Annotated in this window: 14 protein-coding genes and 2 tRNA genes; 7 read left to right on the top strand and 9 right to left on the bottom strand. The window is 63.4% G+C overall.

Translation table 11 applies throughout. The features are described 5' to 3' along the window. Positions 1-31: 31 nt before the first annotated feature. The 5 genes from AC07S4_RS14085 to AC07S4_RS14065 form a co-directional block, all read right to left on the bottom strand. A complete protein-coding gene (locus AC07S4_RS14085; protein WP_494987249.1) occupies positions 32-319 on the bottom strand; it encodes a BrnA antitoxin family protein in 288 nt (95 codons plus the stop codon). Then, positions 294-623: a transcriptional regulator gene (locus tag AC07S4_RS14080; protein ID WP_494987248.1), complete on the bottom strand. Its 330-nt coding sequence runs from the start codon at positions 621-623 to the stop codon at positions 294-296. The genes AC07S4_RS14085 and AC07S4_RS14080 overlap by 26 nt, the downstream gene beginning before the upstream one ends. A gap of 139 nt (positions 624-762) precedes the next feature. Continuing rightward, positions 763-838, bottom strand: a tRNA-Asn gene (locus AC07S4_RS14075). An 87-nt stretch (positions 839-925) separates the two neighbouring features. Beyond that, positions 926-3,145 (bottom strand): TonB-dependent receptor, encoded by a 2,220-nt coding sequence (locus AC07S4_RS14070; RefSeq protein WP_494987247.1) that lies wholly within the window; start codon positions 3,143-3,145, stop codon positions 926-928. A gap of 200 nt (positions 3,146-3,345) precedes the next feature. Beyond that, positions 3,346-6,594: a DUF748 domain-containing protein gene (locus tag AC07S4_RS14065; RefSeq protein ID WP_494987246.1), complete on the bottom strand. Its 3,249-nt coding sequence runs from the start codon at positions 6,592-6,594 to the stop codon at positions 3,346-3,348. Between the two features lie 82 nt (positions 6,595-6,676). Here AC07S4_RS14065 and AC07S4_RS14060 point away from each other — a divergent pair, with 82 nt between their 5' ends. Further along, entirely contained in the window at positions 6,677-7,615 is a 939-nt protein-coding gene (locus AC07S4_RS14060) for a hypothetical protein (protein ID WP_494987245.1), read from the top strand. Between the two features lie 3 nt (positions 7,616-7,618). On the opposite strand, the gene AC07S4_RS14055 is transcribed toward AC07S4_RS14060, so the two are convergent. Both AC07S4_RS14055 and AC07S4_RS14050 read right to left on the bottom strand, forming a co-directional pair. Beyond that, positions 7,619-8,305, bottom strand: coding sequence for a DUF3334 family protein (locus AC07S4_RS14055; protein WP_494987739.1), 687 nt, complete (start codon positions 8,303-8,305; stop codon positions 7,619-7,621). A 161-nt stretch (positions 8,306-8,466) separates the two neighbouring features. Further along, positions 8,467-8,542 (bottom strand) — tRNA-Asn (locus AC07S4_RS14050). Positions 8,543-8,795: 253 nt separating this feature from the next. On the opposite strand from AC07S4_RS14050, the gene AC07S4_RS14045 reads away from it, so the two are divergent. The 6 genes from AC07S4_RS14045 to AC07S4_RS14020 all read left to right on the top strand — a co-directional run bounded on the left by AC07S4_RS14045 (position 8,796) and on the right by AC07S4_RS14020 (position 14,130). After that, a complete protein-coding gene (locus tag AC07S4_RS14045; RefSeq protein WP_494987244.1) occupies positions 8,796-9,218 on the top strand; it encodes a rhodanese-like domain-containing protein in 423 nt (140 codons plus the stop codon). 9 nt (positions 9,219-9,227) lie between these two features. Further along, complete coding sequence (gene epsC, locus AC07S4_RS14040; protein ID WP_494987243.1) at positions 9,228-10,151, top strand: serine O-acetyltransferase EpsC; 924 nt, start codon at positions 9,228-9,230, stop codon at positions 10,149-10,151. Between the two features lie 20 nt (positions 10,152-10,171). Beyond that, positions 10,172-10,474 (top strand): helix-turn-helix domain-containing protein, encoded by a 303-nt coding sequence (locus AC07S4_RS14035; protein ID WP_494987242.1) that lies wholly within the window; start codon positions 10,172-10,174, stop codon positions 10,472-10,474. Positions 10,475-10,552: 78 nt separating this feature from the next. Continuing rightward, positions 10,553-11,485, top strand: coding sequence for a family 2A encapsulin nanocompartment shell protein (locus AC07S4_RS14030; RefSeq protein ID WP_494987241.1), 933 nt, complete (start codon positions 10,553-10,555; stop codon positions 11,483-11,485). 8 nt (positions 11,486-11,493) lie between these two features. Then, positions 11,494-13,299 carry a family 2A encapsulin nanocompartment cargo protein cysteine desulfurase gene (locus AC07S4_RS14025; RefSeq protein ID WP_494987240.1) on the top strand — a complete coding sequence of 602 codons (1,806 nt, stop codon included), beginning with the start codon at positions 11,494-11,496 and terminating at the stop codon, positions 13,297-13,299. Positions 13,300-13,488: 189 nt separating this feature from the next. Then, the gene (locus AC07S4_RS14020; RefSeq protein WP_494987239.1) at positions 13,489-14,130 is read left to right on the top strand and encodes a substrate-binding periplasmic protein; all 642 of its coding nucleotides are present in this window, start codon (positions 13,489-13,491) and stop codon (positions 14,128-14,130) included. On the opposite strand, the gene AC07S4_RS14015 is transcribed toward AC07S4_RS14020, so the two are convergent. Next, on the bottom strand, positions 14,131-14,349 hold the full coding sequence (locus tag AC07S4_RS14015) for a DUF2783 domain-containing protein (RefSeq protein ID WP_161072047.1): 219 nt from the start codon (positions 14,347-14,349) through the stop codon (positions 14,131-14,133). Positions 14,350-14,358: 9 nt separating this feature from the next. Beyond that, the gene (locus AC07S4_RS14010) at positions 14,359-15,324 is read right to left on the bottom strand and encodes an SLAC1 anion channel family protein (protein WP_494987238.1); all 966 of its coding nucleotides are present in this window, start codon (positions 15,322-15,324) and stop codon (positions 14,359-14,361) included. Positions 15,325-15,430: the final 106 nt, after the last annotated feature.

Below are 15,430 nucleotides of genomic sequence, written 5' to 3'. Positions count from 1 at the left end.
CCTTATGCATTCCGGCTCCTAATTTAGTTAACTAAGTTCCGGACTGTGTTTTAAGCCACTCCCGCATCGCGTCGTTCACACGTGTTTGCCAGCCCCTTCCGGTTGCCTTCAAACCGTCAATGACATCCCGATCAAAACGGATAGTGGTCGCAACTTTGGGGCTGGGCTTGGTGCTGCCGGGAGGACGACCACGGCGGGCCGCAATCTGCTCGGGCGTAGATACACGTCCCAATCCGAGTCCTGCCTGTTCCACGCTGCGCAGCAGCGCCGCCTCAAACTCGGCGACTTCAGGATCAACCACCAAAGCGGCTTTGCTCATCAAACTTCTCCTTCAACTTCAACAAGAATTCGGGCCGCAAATTGTCGAATTTCGCCTTTGCATATACCAGCAACAGGACCACCTCACCACTACGAAGTCGCGCAAAATAAATGACACGCGCACCACCCCGTTTGCCGATACCGGGACGCCCCCAACGCAGCTTGCGCAGACCGCCAGACCCAGGAATAACTTCACCAGCCAATGGATGAAGCGAAATCCAGTCGATGAAGTCCATACGCTCCTCGTCGCTCCAAATTTTTACAGCCGAGGAAATGAACTCCGGTGTCTCAATGACCGTCAGCATTAATTTATTGTACTAACAAATAATAGACAGTTCAAATTACGCTCTTTGCAAGCAAAGGCATTGACGAAAATCAAAACAGGGCTCTGAAACGCAAAAAGCCCAACCGTTTAAGGCTGGGCTTTTTGGTGCTACTGAATTCTGGCTCCCCGACCTGGACTCGAACCAGGGACCTGCGGATTAACAGTCCGTCGCTCTACCGACTGAGCTATCAGGGAAAAGAGGCCACATTATAGTGACCCAGTTTCAGGCTGTCCAGCCCCGGCGGAAAATATTCCGCCGGGTCCGGGCCGCCTGCGGGCTGCTTAGAAGCTGCCTTTGAACTGCACGCCCCACTGGCGCGGCTCGTTGATGAAGCCGGTCAGGTTGTTGAAGTCGATGGCGCCGGTGATGCGCTGGGTGTCGGTGATGTTGCGGCCGAATGCTGCCACTTCATACTTGCCGCCCGCCCAGTTGTAGCCCACGCGCACGCCGCCTTCGGTCAGCGCCTTGCCGGTGAACTCCTTGGCTTCGTACAAGAAGAAATTCACCTTGCTGCGGTAGGACCAGTCGGTCAGCACGAACAGGTTGCCTTCAGCCAGCGGCCAGTTGTAGCGCGCGCTGGCGTTGAAGATCCACTTCGGCGCCTGCGGCAGCGCGTTGCCGTCGATGACCACGCGGCCAGCGGCGTTGATCGGGTCCATCACCGTGCATTGCGCGCACTTGTTCACCGACAGCGACGCGTCGTTGATTTCGGTGAAGTTGTACGAACCGCTCAGCGCAACCTTGAACTGGTTGGTGATGAAGCCTTCGATCTCGCCTTCCAGGCCGTGGCCCTTGGTCTTGGCTGCGTTGATCAGCTTGTTGACGTTGGAGTTGCCGCCAACCACGGTCAGCTGCTGGTTCTTCACGTCGTACTGGTACACGCTCAGCGAAGCGCGCGCGCGGCGGTTCAGCAGGTCGGCCTTCACGCCGGCTTCCACCGAGGTGATGGTCTCGGCGTCGGCCACGGTGATCGGCACCGAGGTCGATGCGGCGGCGATACTCGGCGCGCGGAAGCCGGTCGCCACGCGGCCGTACACGCTCACGTCCTTGTTCAGCGCGTAGGTGCCGCTCAGGTCCCAGTTGATCTTGTCCTTGCTGGCGTCCACCGACGATGGGCCCACCAGCGTGGTGTTGATCGCTTCCAGGGTGTTGAAGTCCTTCTTGTCCTTGGTGTAGCGCAGGCCGCCGCGCACGGTGAACTGCTCGTTCACGGCGTAGTTCACGGAGCCGAAGGCCGCCCAGGCGGTGTTCTTCTGCTGGCTGGTCACGCGGGTGGTGCGCACGCCGGCGGTGCTGAAGTTGTCGGTGGTGCCGGTGGCGTCTTCATTGAAGTAGTACACGCCTGCCTGCCAGTTCAGCGGACCGGCGTTCTTCGACTCCACGCGGAACTCTTGCGAGTACTGCTTCAGGTCGGGGATGCTGCCTGCGGTCTCCACCTGGAACGGCACGGCCGGCGCGTTGCCCGGATTGCCGCCGTCGATGTCGCCGCGGCTCAGGTACTGGTTGATGGCTTCGTAGCCGGTGATCGAGTACAGCTTGACGGCGCCCAGGTCCCAGCTCAGGCGCACGTTGCCGCCGGTGGTTTTCAGGTTCTGGTAATTCTGGCCGTTGGTGGCGATCGTGTCGGCGTCAAAGCCGTCCACCAGGTCGTTCGTGCCCTTCTTGATGATATTGGCGCGGAACAGGCGCGAGCTGCCGGTGGTCACGCGCTGGTGCACATTGAACAGCGCGTTGAAGTCGGCGTTCGGCTTGTACAGCACTTGCACGCGCTCGGCGTGTTCGTTGTAGCCTTCCAGCGAGTCGTTTTCCTTGGTGTAGGTGTTCGACACGTAGTCGTCGCGGTGCTGGCGCAGCGCCGATACGCGCATGGCCCACTCGTTCGACAGCGGAATGTTGAACGCGCCTTCCACGTTGGCGGTGCCGTGGCTGGCGTAGGACAGGTTGTAATAGCCTTCCGTGCCTTTCAGGCTAGGCTTGGCCGATTCGAACTTGACCACGCCGGCCGGGGTGTTGCGGCCGAACAGCGTGCCTTGCGGGCCGCGCAGCACTTCCACGTTGGCCAGGTCGAACATCGGATAGCCCTTGAGGATAGGGTTCTCTTGAACGACGTCGTCATAGATCAGCGACACGGGCTGCGATGCGAAGGTGCTGAAGTCGGCATTGCCGTAGCCACGGATGTAGAAGCGCGGGAACACGCGGCCGGTCGACGATTCCACGTTCAGGCTGGGCACTTTGCCTGCCAGTACGCGGATGTCCTGGCCGCCGGACAGGATCACGTCCAGCTTTTCATCCTTCAGCGAGGAGACCGATACCGGCACGTCGCGGATGTTTTCGGTACGACGCTGCGCGGTCACGGTAACCGTTTCCAGCTGGCCGGCCTGGGCTTGCTGCGCGTCGGCCGATTGGGCCATGGCCGCGCCGCCTGGCACCAGTGCGCTCAGCGCCAGTACGGCGCCGCCGGTGCGGGAAAATCGCTTCTGCATCTTGGACATCTTCATCATTCACATTCCTGTCTGGGTCGTGCTTGGTTGAGAAAGTTGTCTCCAACCCCTCCCTCGTAGGGAGTGTTTTATGTTGCGCAAAATGCAAAAGGCCGCGCTAGTGGCGCGGCCCCAACACCTTGCATCAAAAGTGCGCGAATTATATATGCCCTATATCAACAGGAACAACATATTTTTCGCGATATGTGTTATGCAATTTATTACCTCAGTGCAAAATCCACGCCGCAGAATGCCGGCGAAGTCTTGGCGGTGACGATGAAGATGCGTTCGGACGGCACCGCGCCGGTGCTGCTCAGCCAATCCTTGGCCGCTTGCGCGCGGCGCGCGCCCAGGGCCAGCACGTCCGCCTCGGTGACGGTGGAATTGGCCAGCATCAGCTTTTCCATTTCTTCCGGCGGCAGCGTTTTTTGCAGGCCGAGCGCGTTCTTGGGCTTGGCGAAGGTTTCATCCTTGTACACGCGCGCCAGCAGGGCCGGATATTCGTCCTTGCCCACCACCACGCCGCCCTCCGGCACGGCATTGCGCGCTTGCAGGTCGCGCGTTTTCAGCTGGCGCAGCTTGCGCTCGATGGCTACGTGCTTGAGTGCTTCCAGGTCCGCCACGGGGTCGGCGCGGCCGGTGATGTCGAGCTTCAGGCCGGGGCGCTCGGTCAGCGCCTTGGCCAGCGCCTGCAGCCGCGTTTCGCTGGCGGGCAGCAGGCTGGCGTGGCCGGCGTCGAAGTCCAGCTTGGACAGTTCTTCGCCGCCGCCGAACAGGGAGCCAATCAGCGCGAACGGCGCCGTCACCGTCTTCACGATGGCGTTGCCGATAACCTTGAGGATGATGCCGCCCAGCGAGAACTCGGGGTCGTCCAGCGAGCCGCCGATAGGCACGTTGATGTCGATGACGCCGTTGCGGTCGCTCAGCAAGGCTACCGCCAGGCGCACCGGCAGCTTGGTCGCTTCCGGGTTGGTGCTTTCATTGCCGAAGGTGAGCTGGTCCAGCACCAGGCGGTTCTCCGCCTTGAGCGCGCGGTTCTCCAGCTGGTAGGCCACCTCGAAGGTCAGCTTGCCTTTCTCGATGCCGTAGCCGACGTATTTGTCCGCGTAGGCGGACAGGGAGGCCAGCTCCATGCCGCGCACTTCGGCTTTCAGGTCCAGCGACAGGTCGCGTTTCAGCGGATTGACGCGGCCTGCGATCAGCAGCGGCGCGCTGTTGACTTCTCCGCGCAGGGATACGCTGGCGTTGCTGTTCGGGTCCGACGACAGGCCGGCGACGGTGCCGCCTATGCCTTTCAGGTTGGCCGTGTAATTGGGCTTGATGAAGTTGTCGGTGAAGCGCACGCGCCCGCCGGACAGCGTGAGCTGGCCGATGCGGATGGGCGGCATGGGGGCGGCGTCCGGCGCAGGAGCAGGAGCAGGCGCACGGACAGGTGCGGCGGCCTTGTCGGCCTTGGCCGCCTTGGCTTGCGCTATCGCCGCGGTTGCGCGCGAGCCGGCTTCGGTCAGGCTGCGGTCCTCGTTGGCGGCGCTGCGCTTGATGTCCTGCACATTGAGCCGGCCGGTGGGGTCGATAATCACGCGGGCGAAGAAGTCGCTCAGCGCCACCTTGTCCACGCTCAGGGCGAACGGCTGCAGCTTCACGTCCATGCCGTCGAACGACAGCGCTTTCCAGCTCAGGAAATCGTTGGCGCTGGTCTTGTCCACCGTGGCCAGGTTGTTCAAACTGGCGTTGCCTTTGAAGCCGCCCAGCAGCGCACCGTCCCTGCCGGTCTCCAGCAGCAGCTTGCCCTTGGTGCTCACCGCCGCTTGCGTGAAGCGCAAATTGACGTAGTCGGTGGCGTAAGGCTGCACCGGCAGCAGGCCGATATTTTTCAGGTCCAGCGCCAGGTCGGCATTGAAGGGAGCCAGTCCCAGCGTGCCGGAAACGCCCAGCTGGCCGGTTTTGTTCACCGCCGCTTTCAGGTCGAATTTACTGCGGCTGGCCGGCGCGGTGGATATGTCCTGCACCGCGAGGCTGACCGGGGACAGCGCGAAAATAACCGGCTCCGCGTGGCTGCGGTCCTCAACGCGCAGCGCCCAGTCCTTGATGTCGACATTCGCCACCGTCACCAGGTAAGGCGCGTCCTCCGAGGCCTTGGCGGCGGGAGCAGCCGCAGCGCCGGCAGCGGCGCGTTTGCCCTGCGTGTAGGCGACGTTCGCGCTGGACGACGCCACTTCGCCTATCGCCACTGTCTTCCTGCCTGTGTCGGCCACAATGTCACGCACGGTCAGCGCAAATTTTTCAACGCCGGCCTTGGCGGCTGATTGCGGCGTGTCGTCCGCATAGCGCAGCGACGCGTTGCTGAACACCAGCTCCTTCAGCGAGACTTGCGTGCCGGCGTCCTGCGGCGCGGGCTTGGTTACAGGAACAACAGCGGGGGCAACAGCGGGTGCAACAGCGGCCGCCTTGGGCGCAGCGGCGGGCAGCAGCAGCTGGTCAAAGTTCAGGCGGCCCTTGGCGTCGCGCGCCACATTCACATCCAGGCCGTCGAAGGCCAGGCGCGCCAGTTCGTAGCGGCCTCCGAAAATATCCAGGCTGGCCAGCTTCGCATCCAGCGCGGCCAGTTTGAGCAAAGGCTTGCCATCCGTCTGCGTCATCGCCAGATTCTTCAGGCTCGCCTCGCCGCGCACCACGAGCGCGGCGGCCTTGCCCTTGGGCTGTAAAAAGCTCGCCGTCAAGCGCGTGCTCAGCGACGCGCCGGGCAGCTTGAAGTTCGGCGTGCCCGGCAAGTAGTCCAGATAGCGCGGCAAGTCCACGCCATCCAGGTTCAGGTCCACCGCGAATTCCTTCGCGTCGCTGAAGGGACGCGCCTTGCCCTTCACCAGCAGTGGCGCGCCATTGATCTTTGCGCTCAGCAAAGGCTCGACAAACACCTGCACATCGGACGGCATGGACGACACAAACGGCACGCCCAGCTTCAGTCCCTCCACCGTATGCGTGGCGCGCGCGGGCATGTCCTCGAAGGCGATGCGCCCTCCTTCAAGCTCGATATTGTGCACCGCAAAGCGCGCCGGCTCGAGCGACGGCGGCTGGCTGGCCGCCAGTTCCAGAATGTCGTCTATGCTGTAATGATTGGCGTCCTTGCGCACCAGATGGACATAAGGCTGCTCCAGGCGCACCTGCTGCACCACCGGCGCCAGGCGCCACAGCGACTCGCCCGCCAGGTCCAGCGACAGCGCATCGAAGCTGGCAAAAACCGCCCCGCCCTGCGGCTCCAGCAGCTTGAAGCCGCGTATCTGCATCGCCAGCGTAAAAGGATTAAATGTCACTTCATCGATGCTGAGTTGACGGTGCAATTTGTCGGCCGTGAACTGCACTGCCTGGCTTTTAACGATTGCGGGCAAAGCCAGGAAGCCAATCCCGGCATACAGCGCCACGGCGCCGGCCACCGCAGCGGGTACCACGCGGAGTAATGTTGTTTTCTTCATGGAGCCATATTAGCCAAACTGGCGAACTATGGATAGTTTGCAATTGTGGACTGTAGCGCGATCATGCAGTATCTTGACTGCCATGCCGAACCCGATAGTCCGCCTTTATATCCGCGCCGCGCTTGCCGCCTTGCTGCTGGCCGGCGGCCAGGCCGCCGCCATGGACGTCGTCATCTTCGACCAGCCCGTCAGCAAGGCCGACCGGCGGCGCGAGTACGCGAATGCAGTGCTGAACGCCGTCATGGAGCGCACCACGCCCGAATTCGGCCCCTACCAGATCAAGCACGCGGCGGTGCATATGGAGCGCCCGCGCCTGTTCGAGGCGCTCAAGGAAGGCAAGCTGGCCAACCTTACCGCCTACCCCGCCACGGCGGACTGGATGCGGGAACTGAAGCCGGTGCCGATACCCATCGACATGGGCTTGCAGTCGTGGCGCATATTCCTGATCGACCAGAAAAGCCAGCCCGCGCTGCGCAACGCGCAAACGCTGGACGAACTGGGGCAATTGAGAGCGGGCGCCGGCAGCGCCTGGGCCACGCTGCAGTCGCTGCAGGAGGCGAAGCTGAAGGTGGTCACCGGCAGCAACTACATCGGCCTGTTCCAGATGCTGATGGCGGGCCGCTTCGACTATCTGCCGCGCGGCGTGAACGAGATCTTCGCCGAGTACGACACCCACAAGCCGGCCAACTCCACGCTGGCCGTGGAGGAAACCCTGCTGCTGCACGACCAGATCCCTTCGCTGTTCTTCGTCTCGCCGCGTGAGGTGCGGCTGCACCGGCGCATTACGGCGGGCATGGAGGCCTTGCTGAAGGACGGCACGCTGGAGCGCCTGGTGCTGAGCTACCACCGCAACGACCTGCGGCGCGCCAAATTGTGCGGCCGTAAACGATTCGAGCTGCCCAACCGGCAGCTCGATCCCGCCCTGTTCAGGCGCAAGGAATTGTGGCTCAATCCCTTTGAGGCGCGCCACGGCTTCTGCCCGGCGCTGCTGCCGCGCCAGGCGGCAGCGCTGGCGTTCTGACGATTACATGCCCAGGGACTTGAGCAGCTCGTCGTTGTCCTCTTCCGACGTCGACGCGGCGGTGTCCGCTGCAGGGCTGGAATGGTCCATATCCATCAGCGTGTCCGGGTCCATTTCCTCGTGCGGGTCGAAGTCGTGCAGGCGGATAAACTCGGTGCGGTCGATCGCCAGCTCCAGGTAGAACACATTGTTCTTCTCGGTGTAGAACGACACGCGGCGCATTTCCGGACGGTCCAGCGGGGTGTCCACGTTCAGCATCACCTGCTTGGTCAGCACCAGCATTTTCGGCTGGTTCTGGGTGATGTTGGTTTGCAGCTCACGGCGGATCTTGCCCGTGAAGTCGCCCACGATCTGGTTCATCAGCTCGCCCAGGATGTTGGACACCTCGTCCGAGGTGTGCGAACCGGCCAGCTCGGACTTGGGCATACCCATGTGCAGCATGTAGCGTTCGTACAACTCCATCGCCGTGTCTTTGGTGAAGTTCAGCACCACCAGGCCGGTAAAGCCGCCGTCGAACAACACGAAACAGCCGATATCGGGCTTCAGGCCCACTTTGGTAATCCGCTGTACCATGGCGGAGTAGTGCACCGTACTTTGCGTGGCGATGTTCAGCACGCGCGTGACCGAATCGCACAGACTGGTCAGCAAATCTTCGGTGCCGTATACAACCTTGTCTTCCGTTACCATCATCATCCCTTTTATTTTCTAGCCCGCGAGCACGGCTCGCTTGCACATACCTCAAGAATACTGGCCGGTGCTGCACTCGTCCACCTCATTCGCCCATTCTGCGGCAATTGTGGTTGCAGAAACGAAAAAGGCCCCGCGATTACTCGCGGGGCCTTTCGGCATTCTGGCTCCCCGACCTGGACTCGAACCAGGGACCTGCGGATTAACAGTCCGTCGCTCTACCGACTGAGCTATCAGGGAATTGAGGCCCGAATTATATACGCGGGATTTCGAATTGACCAGAGCCAACCCGAAAAAACTTGGCGGCGCAGCCCCAGCTTGGCGAAAAAAGTTCCACCTGAGCAACCCCATACCGGCCTGGCTTATTCGTTTTTCATCTTTTCGAACTTGTTTTTATTCGTTCTGTTTAGTTTTCGCCAACCGTATATTCAACCCACTGGCTGCCGTCTATCGCCATCAGAAACACTGTCCCGTATCCATCGTGAGGTCTTGAATGCAAGTTGACTCTACCGCCCCCGGACTGCCGCTCGCCGGCGGCGTTCCGCCCGCCACCGCCTGGCACTTGTTCAGCGAACAAGGCGTGCTGCTGGTCGATGTACGCACCGCAGAAGAACGCAAATTCGTCGGCCACGTGCCCGGCAGCGTGCATGTGCCCTGGGCCACCGGCACCGCGCTCACCCGCAACCCGCGCTTTGTGCGCGAACTGGAAGCCAAAATCGGCGGCAAGGACGTGCCGGCCCTGCTGCTGTGCCGCAGCGGCAAGCGTTCCGCGCTGGCGGCGGAAGCCGCCGTCAAGGCCGGCTTCACCGCCATCTTCAATGTGCTCGAAGGCTTTGAAGGCGAAATCGACGCCAAGGAACAGCGCGGCAAGGCCGACGGCTGGCGCTTCCGCGGCCTGCCCTGGGTGCAGGACTGAGGAAACCACATGAGCACTTTCGACATCACCACCGTTGTGCAGGATCTGCACGAAGCGCGGCATAGCTGGCGCCGCGCGCAGGACCGCTCGGCCGAAGCCGGCGGCCGCGAGTTCCCGTCGCGGAATGCGCTGGCCTCCATCCTCGACAGCCTCAAAGGCGTGCTGTTTCCAATGCGCCTGGGCCCGCCGGACCTGCGCCAGGAAAGCGAGGACTTCCATGTCGCCCACGCCCTCGACGCCGCCTTGCACGCCTTGCTGAAACAGGTGCGCCGCGAACTGAAATACAACGCGGCCCTGTCCGGAGCAACCCTGGACGACCTGGACGAGCGCGCCCTGTCCGCCGTGCGCGCCTTCGCCGCCGCGCTGCCGCGCATCCGCAGCCTGCTCGACAGCGACGTGCTGGCCGCCTACCAGGGCGACCCGGCGGCGCGCAGCGTGGACGAAGTGCTGCTCTGCTATCCCGGCGTGCTGGCCATGATCCACTACCGGCTCGGCAACAAGCTGTATGAACTGGGCCTGCCACTGCTGGCGCGCATCGTGGCCGAACTGGCCCACGGCGCCACCGGCATCGATATCCATCCCGGCGCCACCATAGGCGCGGGCTTCTTCATCGACCACGGCACCGGCGTGGTGATAGGCGAAACGGCCGTCATCGGCCAGCGCGTGCGGGTGTACCAGGCCGTCACGCTGGGCGCCAAGCGCTTCCCCACCGACGCCGACGGCAAGCTGCAGAAAGGCCTGCCACGCCATCCGGTGGTGGAGGACGACGTGGTCATCTACGCCGGCGCCACCATCCTCGGCCGCATCACGCTGGGCAAAGGCGCGGTCATCGGCGGCAATGTGTGGGTCACGCACGACGTGCCGCCGGGCGGACGCGTGGCGCAGGCCGAGTCGCGCGAAGGCGCTTTTGCCAACAGCATCGCCGCCGCATAAGCGCGCAACAGGAGCCGAATATGAACGCAGCCCAGAACGCAGCCGACAGTGTTCCCAGCCCGCTGGTGCAGAGTTTCGGCATCGGCGTGCGGCAGCTGCGCAGGGAGCGCGGCTGGTCGCAGGAGCGGCTGGCGGAGAACTCGAATCTGAACCGCTCCTACATAGGCGAAATCGAGCGCGGCTGCGTCATTGCCTCGTTGCTCACGGTGGAGAAACTGGCCGCCGCGCTCAAGCTCACGCCTTCGGCGCTGATCACGCGCGGCGAAGCCATCCGGCAGATGCATGTGCAGCGGGGCACGCAGTTGATGGCGATAGCATGTTGAGCACGCCGCCCGGCGCCAGCACACTCGCAGCTTGAATATTCACCCGCTTTTCCAATCTATCTTTTAAATGGAGTCACGATGTCCGCAACAGTTGGCGGCACTACAGCACTAGGCGATAACGCAGCACGGCAATTAGCAAACGCAACCAAGACAGCCCCGCAGCTCGAGACCATCAGCCCGCGCTGGCTGACGCACCTGCTGCAATGGGTGCCGGTGGAAGCGGGCATCTACCGCCTGAACAAGGTGAAGAACCCGGAAGCGATCAAGGTCACCTGCACCGCGCGCCAGGAAGAAAACCAGCTGCCGCGCACCTATGTCGACTACGAGGAAAATCCGCGCGAGTACTTCCTCAACGCGGTCTCCACCATCCTCGACGTGCACACCCGCGTGTCCGACTTGTACAGCAGCCCGCACGACCAGATCAAGGAGCAGCTGCGCCTGACCATAGAGACCATCAAGGAAAACCAGGAAAGCGAACTGATTAACAACCCGGACTACGGCCTGCTGGCGCAAGTGACGGACGAGCAGCGCATCTTCCCGCTGACCGGCGCGCCCACGCCGGACGACCTGGACGAGCTGCTGACCAAGGTATGGAAAGAACCGGCCTTCTTCCTCACCCACCCACTGGCGATTGCCGCCTTCGGCCGCGAAGCCACGCGCCGGGGCACGCCGCCGCCCACCGTGAGCCTGTTCGGTTCCCAGTTCATCACCTGGCGCGGCATTCCGCTGATCCCGTCCGACAAAGTACCTGTGGCCGACGGCAAGAGCAAGATCCTGCTGCTGCGCGTGGGCGACAAGCGCCAGGGCGTGGTCGGCCTGTTCCAGCCCGGCCTGCCGGGCGAGCAAAGCCCCGGGCTGTCGGTGCGCTTCATGGGCATCAACAACCACGCCATTTCGTCCTACCTGATCTCGCTGTACTGCTCGCTGGCGGTGCTGACCACGGACGCGCTGGCGGTGCTGGACGACGTAGAAATCGGCAAATACCACGACTATCCCGACACCTATAAATAAGCCGCCACGTGAGCAACCTTACGCCATCCCCCTCCCTGCCGGCGGGACTGCCGGCAGGCGCGCCCGACTTGTCCGGCGCGCCGTTCGACCCGGCCGTGCTGGCGCGCCTGGCGACGGAGTTCTTTGCCGCGCCGCCGTTCTCGCCGCGCGGCGTGCAGGCGCCCGCCAATATCGCGCCGGCCGGCTCGCCGCTGGCCAGCCCGGCCGGCTTCGGCCCGTCCGTGCCCGGCACGCCCATACCGCAAGGCCAGATCCCCGGCACCAATTTGATACCGGCCTCGCCCACCCAGGTGCTATCGCTGGGCAACCGCGCGCCCGCGCTGGCGCCGGTGGCCCCGGCCGGCAACGGCGTGCCTGATAAGGTATTCAGCACCCTGCCGGCGTATGAACCGCGCCTGGGCGGCGCCGTGCTGGGCGTACCGGAATCGCTGTCGCCGCAGGCTCCGCAAACGCCGTTTCCATCCGCTTCGGCCACGCCGTCGCAAACGCCGCAGTACTACTTCATCGACTCGGTGGTGCTGCCCAGCGGCTACGTCACACCCGCCAAGCAGGCGCCGCACGACGGCGCACCGCTGGCGGGCAGCAGCCGCCACGCGCCGTTCGACGTGCACGCCGTGCGGCGCGACTTCCCCATCCTGCAGGAGCGCATCAACGGCCGCCAGCTGGTGTGGTTCGACAACGCGGCCACCACGCACAAGCCGCAGTCCGTGATCGACCGCATCAGCTACTTCTACGAACACGAGAACTCCAACATCCACCGCGCCGCCCACACCCTGGCGGCGCGCGCCACCGACGCCTACGAAGGCGCGCGCGAACGCGTGCGGCGCTTCCTGAACGCGCCGGAAGTGAACGAGGTGATCTTCGTGCGCGGCACCACTGAAGCCATCAACCTGGTGGCCAAGAGCTGGGGTGCGCAGAACGTTGGGGAAGGCGACGAGATCATCGTCTCCCACCTGGAGCACCACGCCAACATCGTGCCCTGGCAGCAGCTGGCCGCCGCCAAAGGCGCCAAGCTGCGCGTGATCCCGGTGGACGACAGCGGCCAGGTGCTGCTGGACGAATACAGCAAGCTGCTCAACAGCCGCACCAAGCTGGTCGCCGTCACGCAGGTGTCGAACGCGCTGGGCACCGTCACACCCGTCAAGGAAATCGTGGCGCTGGCGCACCGCGCAGGCGCCAAGGCGCTGGTCGACGGCGCGCAGTCCATCTCGCACATGCGCGTGGACGTGCAGGACCTGGGCGCGGACTTCTTCGTCTTCTCCGGCCACAAGGTATTCGGCCCCACCGGCATCGGCGTCCTGTGGGGCAAGCGCGAAGTGCTGGAAGCCATGCCGCCATGGCAGGGCGGCGGCAATATGATCGCAGACGTCACCTTCGACAAAACCGTGTTCCAGCCCATCCCCAACAAGTTCGAGGCAGGCACCGGCAATATCGCCGACGCCGTGGGACTGGGCGCGGCGATCGACTACGTGAACAAGATCGGCATCGAAAACATCGCCCGCTACGAGCACGACCTGCTGGTGTACGGCATGCAGCAGCTGGGCGCCATCCCGGGCGTGCGCCTGATCGGCACCGCGCGCGCGAAAGCCAGCGTGATGTCCTTCGTGCTGGACGGCTACAGCACCGAGGAAGTGGGCAAGGCGCTGAACGAAGAAGGCATCGCCGTGCGCACCGGCCACCACTGCGCCCAGCCGATACTGCGCCGCTTTGGCGTGGAGACCACGGTCCGTCCCTCGCTCGCGTTCTACAACACCTTCGACGAAATCGACCGCCTCATCACCGTGGTGCGCAGGCTAGCCGGACAAAGGAGGTAAACAAGCCAGCCTCAATAATTTTGGTTTTTCGGGCTATGTAACTATACTTCGTCCGAACAGCCTTCTGTATTGGGGAACACGATGCGTTTTTTATTGGCACTGGCTTTCATGGCAGTAGCGTCGGCGGCAACGGCCGCTGATGCAGATCACCACGATCTGAAAATTTACGGCATGGAAGCCAGGCCTGTCATGTTTAGCAGCGGCGCCAAGCCGGACGGCCTGGCGGTGGAGCTGGCGCGGGAAATGCAGCGCTGCGCCGGCAGCCGGGAGACGATAGAAATCATCCCCTGGGCGCGCGCCAATGCGCTGGCAGCCAGCAAGCCGAATGTGCTGCTGCTGTCCATCGTCCCCACGCCGGAGCGCAGCGGCTACCTGCGTTTTGTCGGTCCCATCTTCAGTTCCCACACGGCCGGATACGCGCTGCGCGGCAAAGCGGAAGAATTGCGCGCCCGCGATCCAGGCCTGCACACGCTGCACGCCGGCGGCCGGCGCGGCAGCGTGTTTGTCAGCCAGGCCCGCGCCAACGGCTTCAACCTGACCGACGAGACCAACACGTCCGACCTGGCGGCGCGCATGCTGATGACAGGACGCTTCGATCTCTGGTTTGAAAGCGAAGTGCTGGTCAAAGACGCGCTGGAACGGGCCGGCTACGCCATGCACGACGTTGCAAGGATGGTGCAGTTTCCGCCGCATCCGGCCTACTTTGCGTTTTCCGCTGGCACCCCGGAAAGCCTGGTCCAGACCTGGGACCGCTGCCTGCGCCAGGCCAAGCGCGACGGCGCCTTCCAGCGCATCCACCGCAAATGGCTGCCGGAGAATGCGCTTCCCTGATCAGCGTGGCAGCGTCCTTTCAACGTTCACGCGCGCCAGGGCAAATGCGTCGCGCAGCACCGCCATATCGCCGATATGGTTCGACAGCAGCAGGATCAGCTGGGCGCTCAGCATTTTGCTCTGGCCTTCATCCAGTTCATGATGCGACTCGGTGAGCATGTCATAGAAGCCGTCGTAGTCGTCGAGGTTGGGGCTGAGTATCAGTTTTGTGTCCAGCATATATCCCCCTCAAGCGGTCAGCATGCGGCCGGTGGCCAGCGCGTGCAGCGTGCGGACGGCCAGCACGGCGACTGACACCGTCAGCATGCACAGCAACACGATGGCGATCCATTCCAGCCCGTGGTTGCCGCCTGGCCCCGTGTACACCAGCGCCGAATTGCACAGCGCCGCCATCGGGAAGCCAACCGCCCACCAGGCCGGCGAAAACGGCGCTGGCTTGGCGGCCAGGCGGTAGCAGACGATCACAAACAGGAACAGGCCAAAGTAGAACAGCAGCGCCGCGAACATATCGACCTTCTGCACCAGGTTGACGTAGGCGATAAAGCCCACCGCAAACGGCGCCACCAATATCATCTTGGACGGGCGCATGCCCTCGGCCAGCGGGGTTTGATGCACCAGCCGCGCAAAGATCAGGATGAAGAAGACAATCGCGCTCACGCCGCCTATGGCAGCGGCCAGCAGGTTGACCTCGCGCGTCCATTCGGCCGTCAGCGCGCCGCCGGTGACCACGATGTCCAGGCTGCCCACGCCCGCGATCAGCCAGGCGGGAACGGCGCTGGCGGCCGCCGCGTTGCCGTTCAGCAGACGCGAAATCACCACCGCGCTCATTGCCAGCGTGACCACCACGCCTACGCTCCACACCACCAGCTGCGCGCTGGCGCTGTAGGCGCCGATCACGCTGGAGAGCAGCAAAATGCTGATGCCCACGGTGCCGAAAAAGCTGCCGATGACAGGGTGCGAGAACTCGGCTTTCACCAGTTCGGGATGTTTGACCAGCTTGCCCAGATAGGACAGGCTCAGTACAGCGAACAGCAGCAAGGCCACTACGCCGATGGCGTTGGACACGGCGATATCGGCGCCGTAGGATTTGCTCGCCAGGCGCCAGGCCAGCGACAGGCCGGCAATGCTCATGACGGAAGCGAACAGGCTGACCGGCAGAAACCGGACAGAGGGACGTGCTTGGGCGGATTGCATGATGACTCCAGTTGAAATAACGTGGAGCCATTCTGCACGAGCAAATGCGGCCTGTGAGCAGGGCCCCCCCCGCTTGACCCAAAACGCGCAGCGCTTGTCCCAAAAG

This window comes from Pseudoduganella sp. GW821-FHT05F09, from assembly GCF_059419605.1.
The sequence above is the reverse complement of the archived record's forward strand: the minus strand, read 5'-3'. Positions and strand labels throughout refer to the sequence as shown.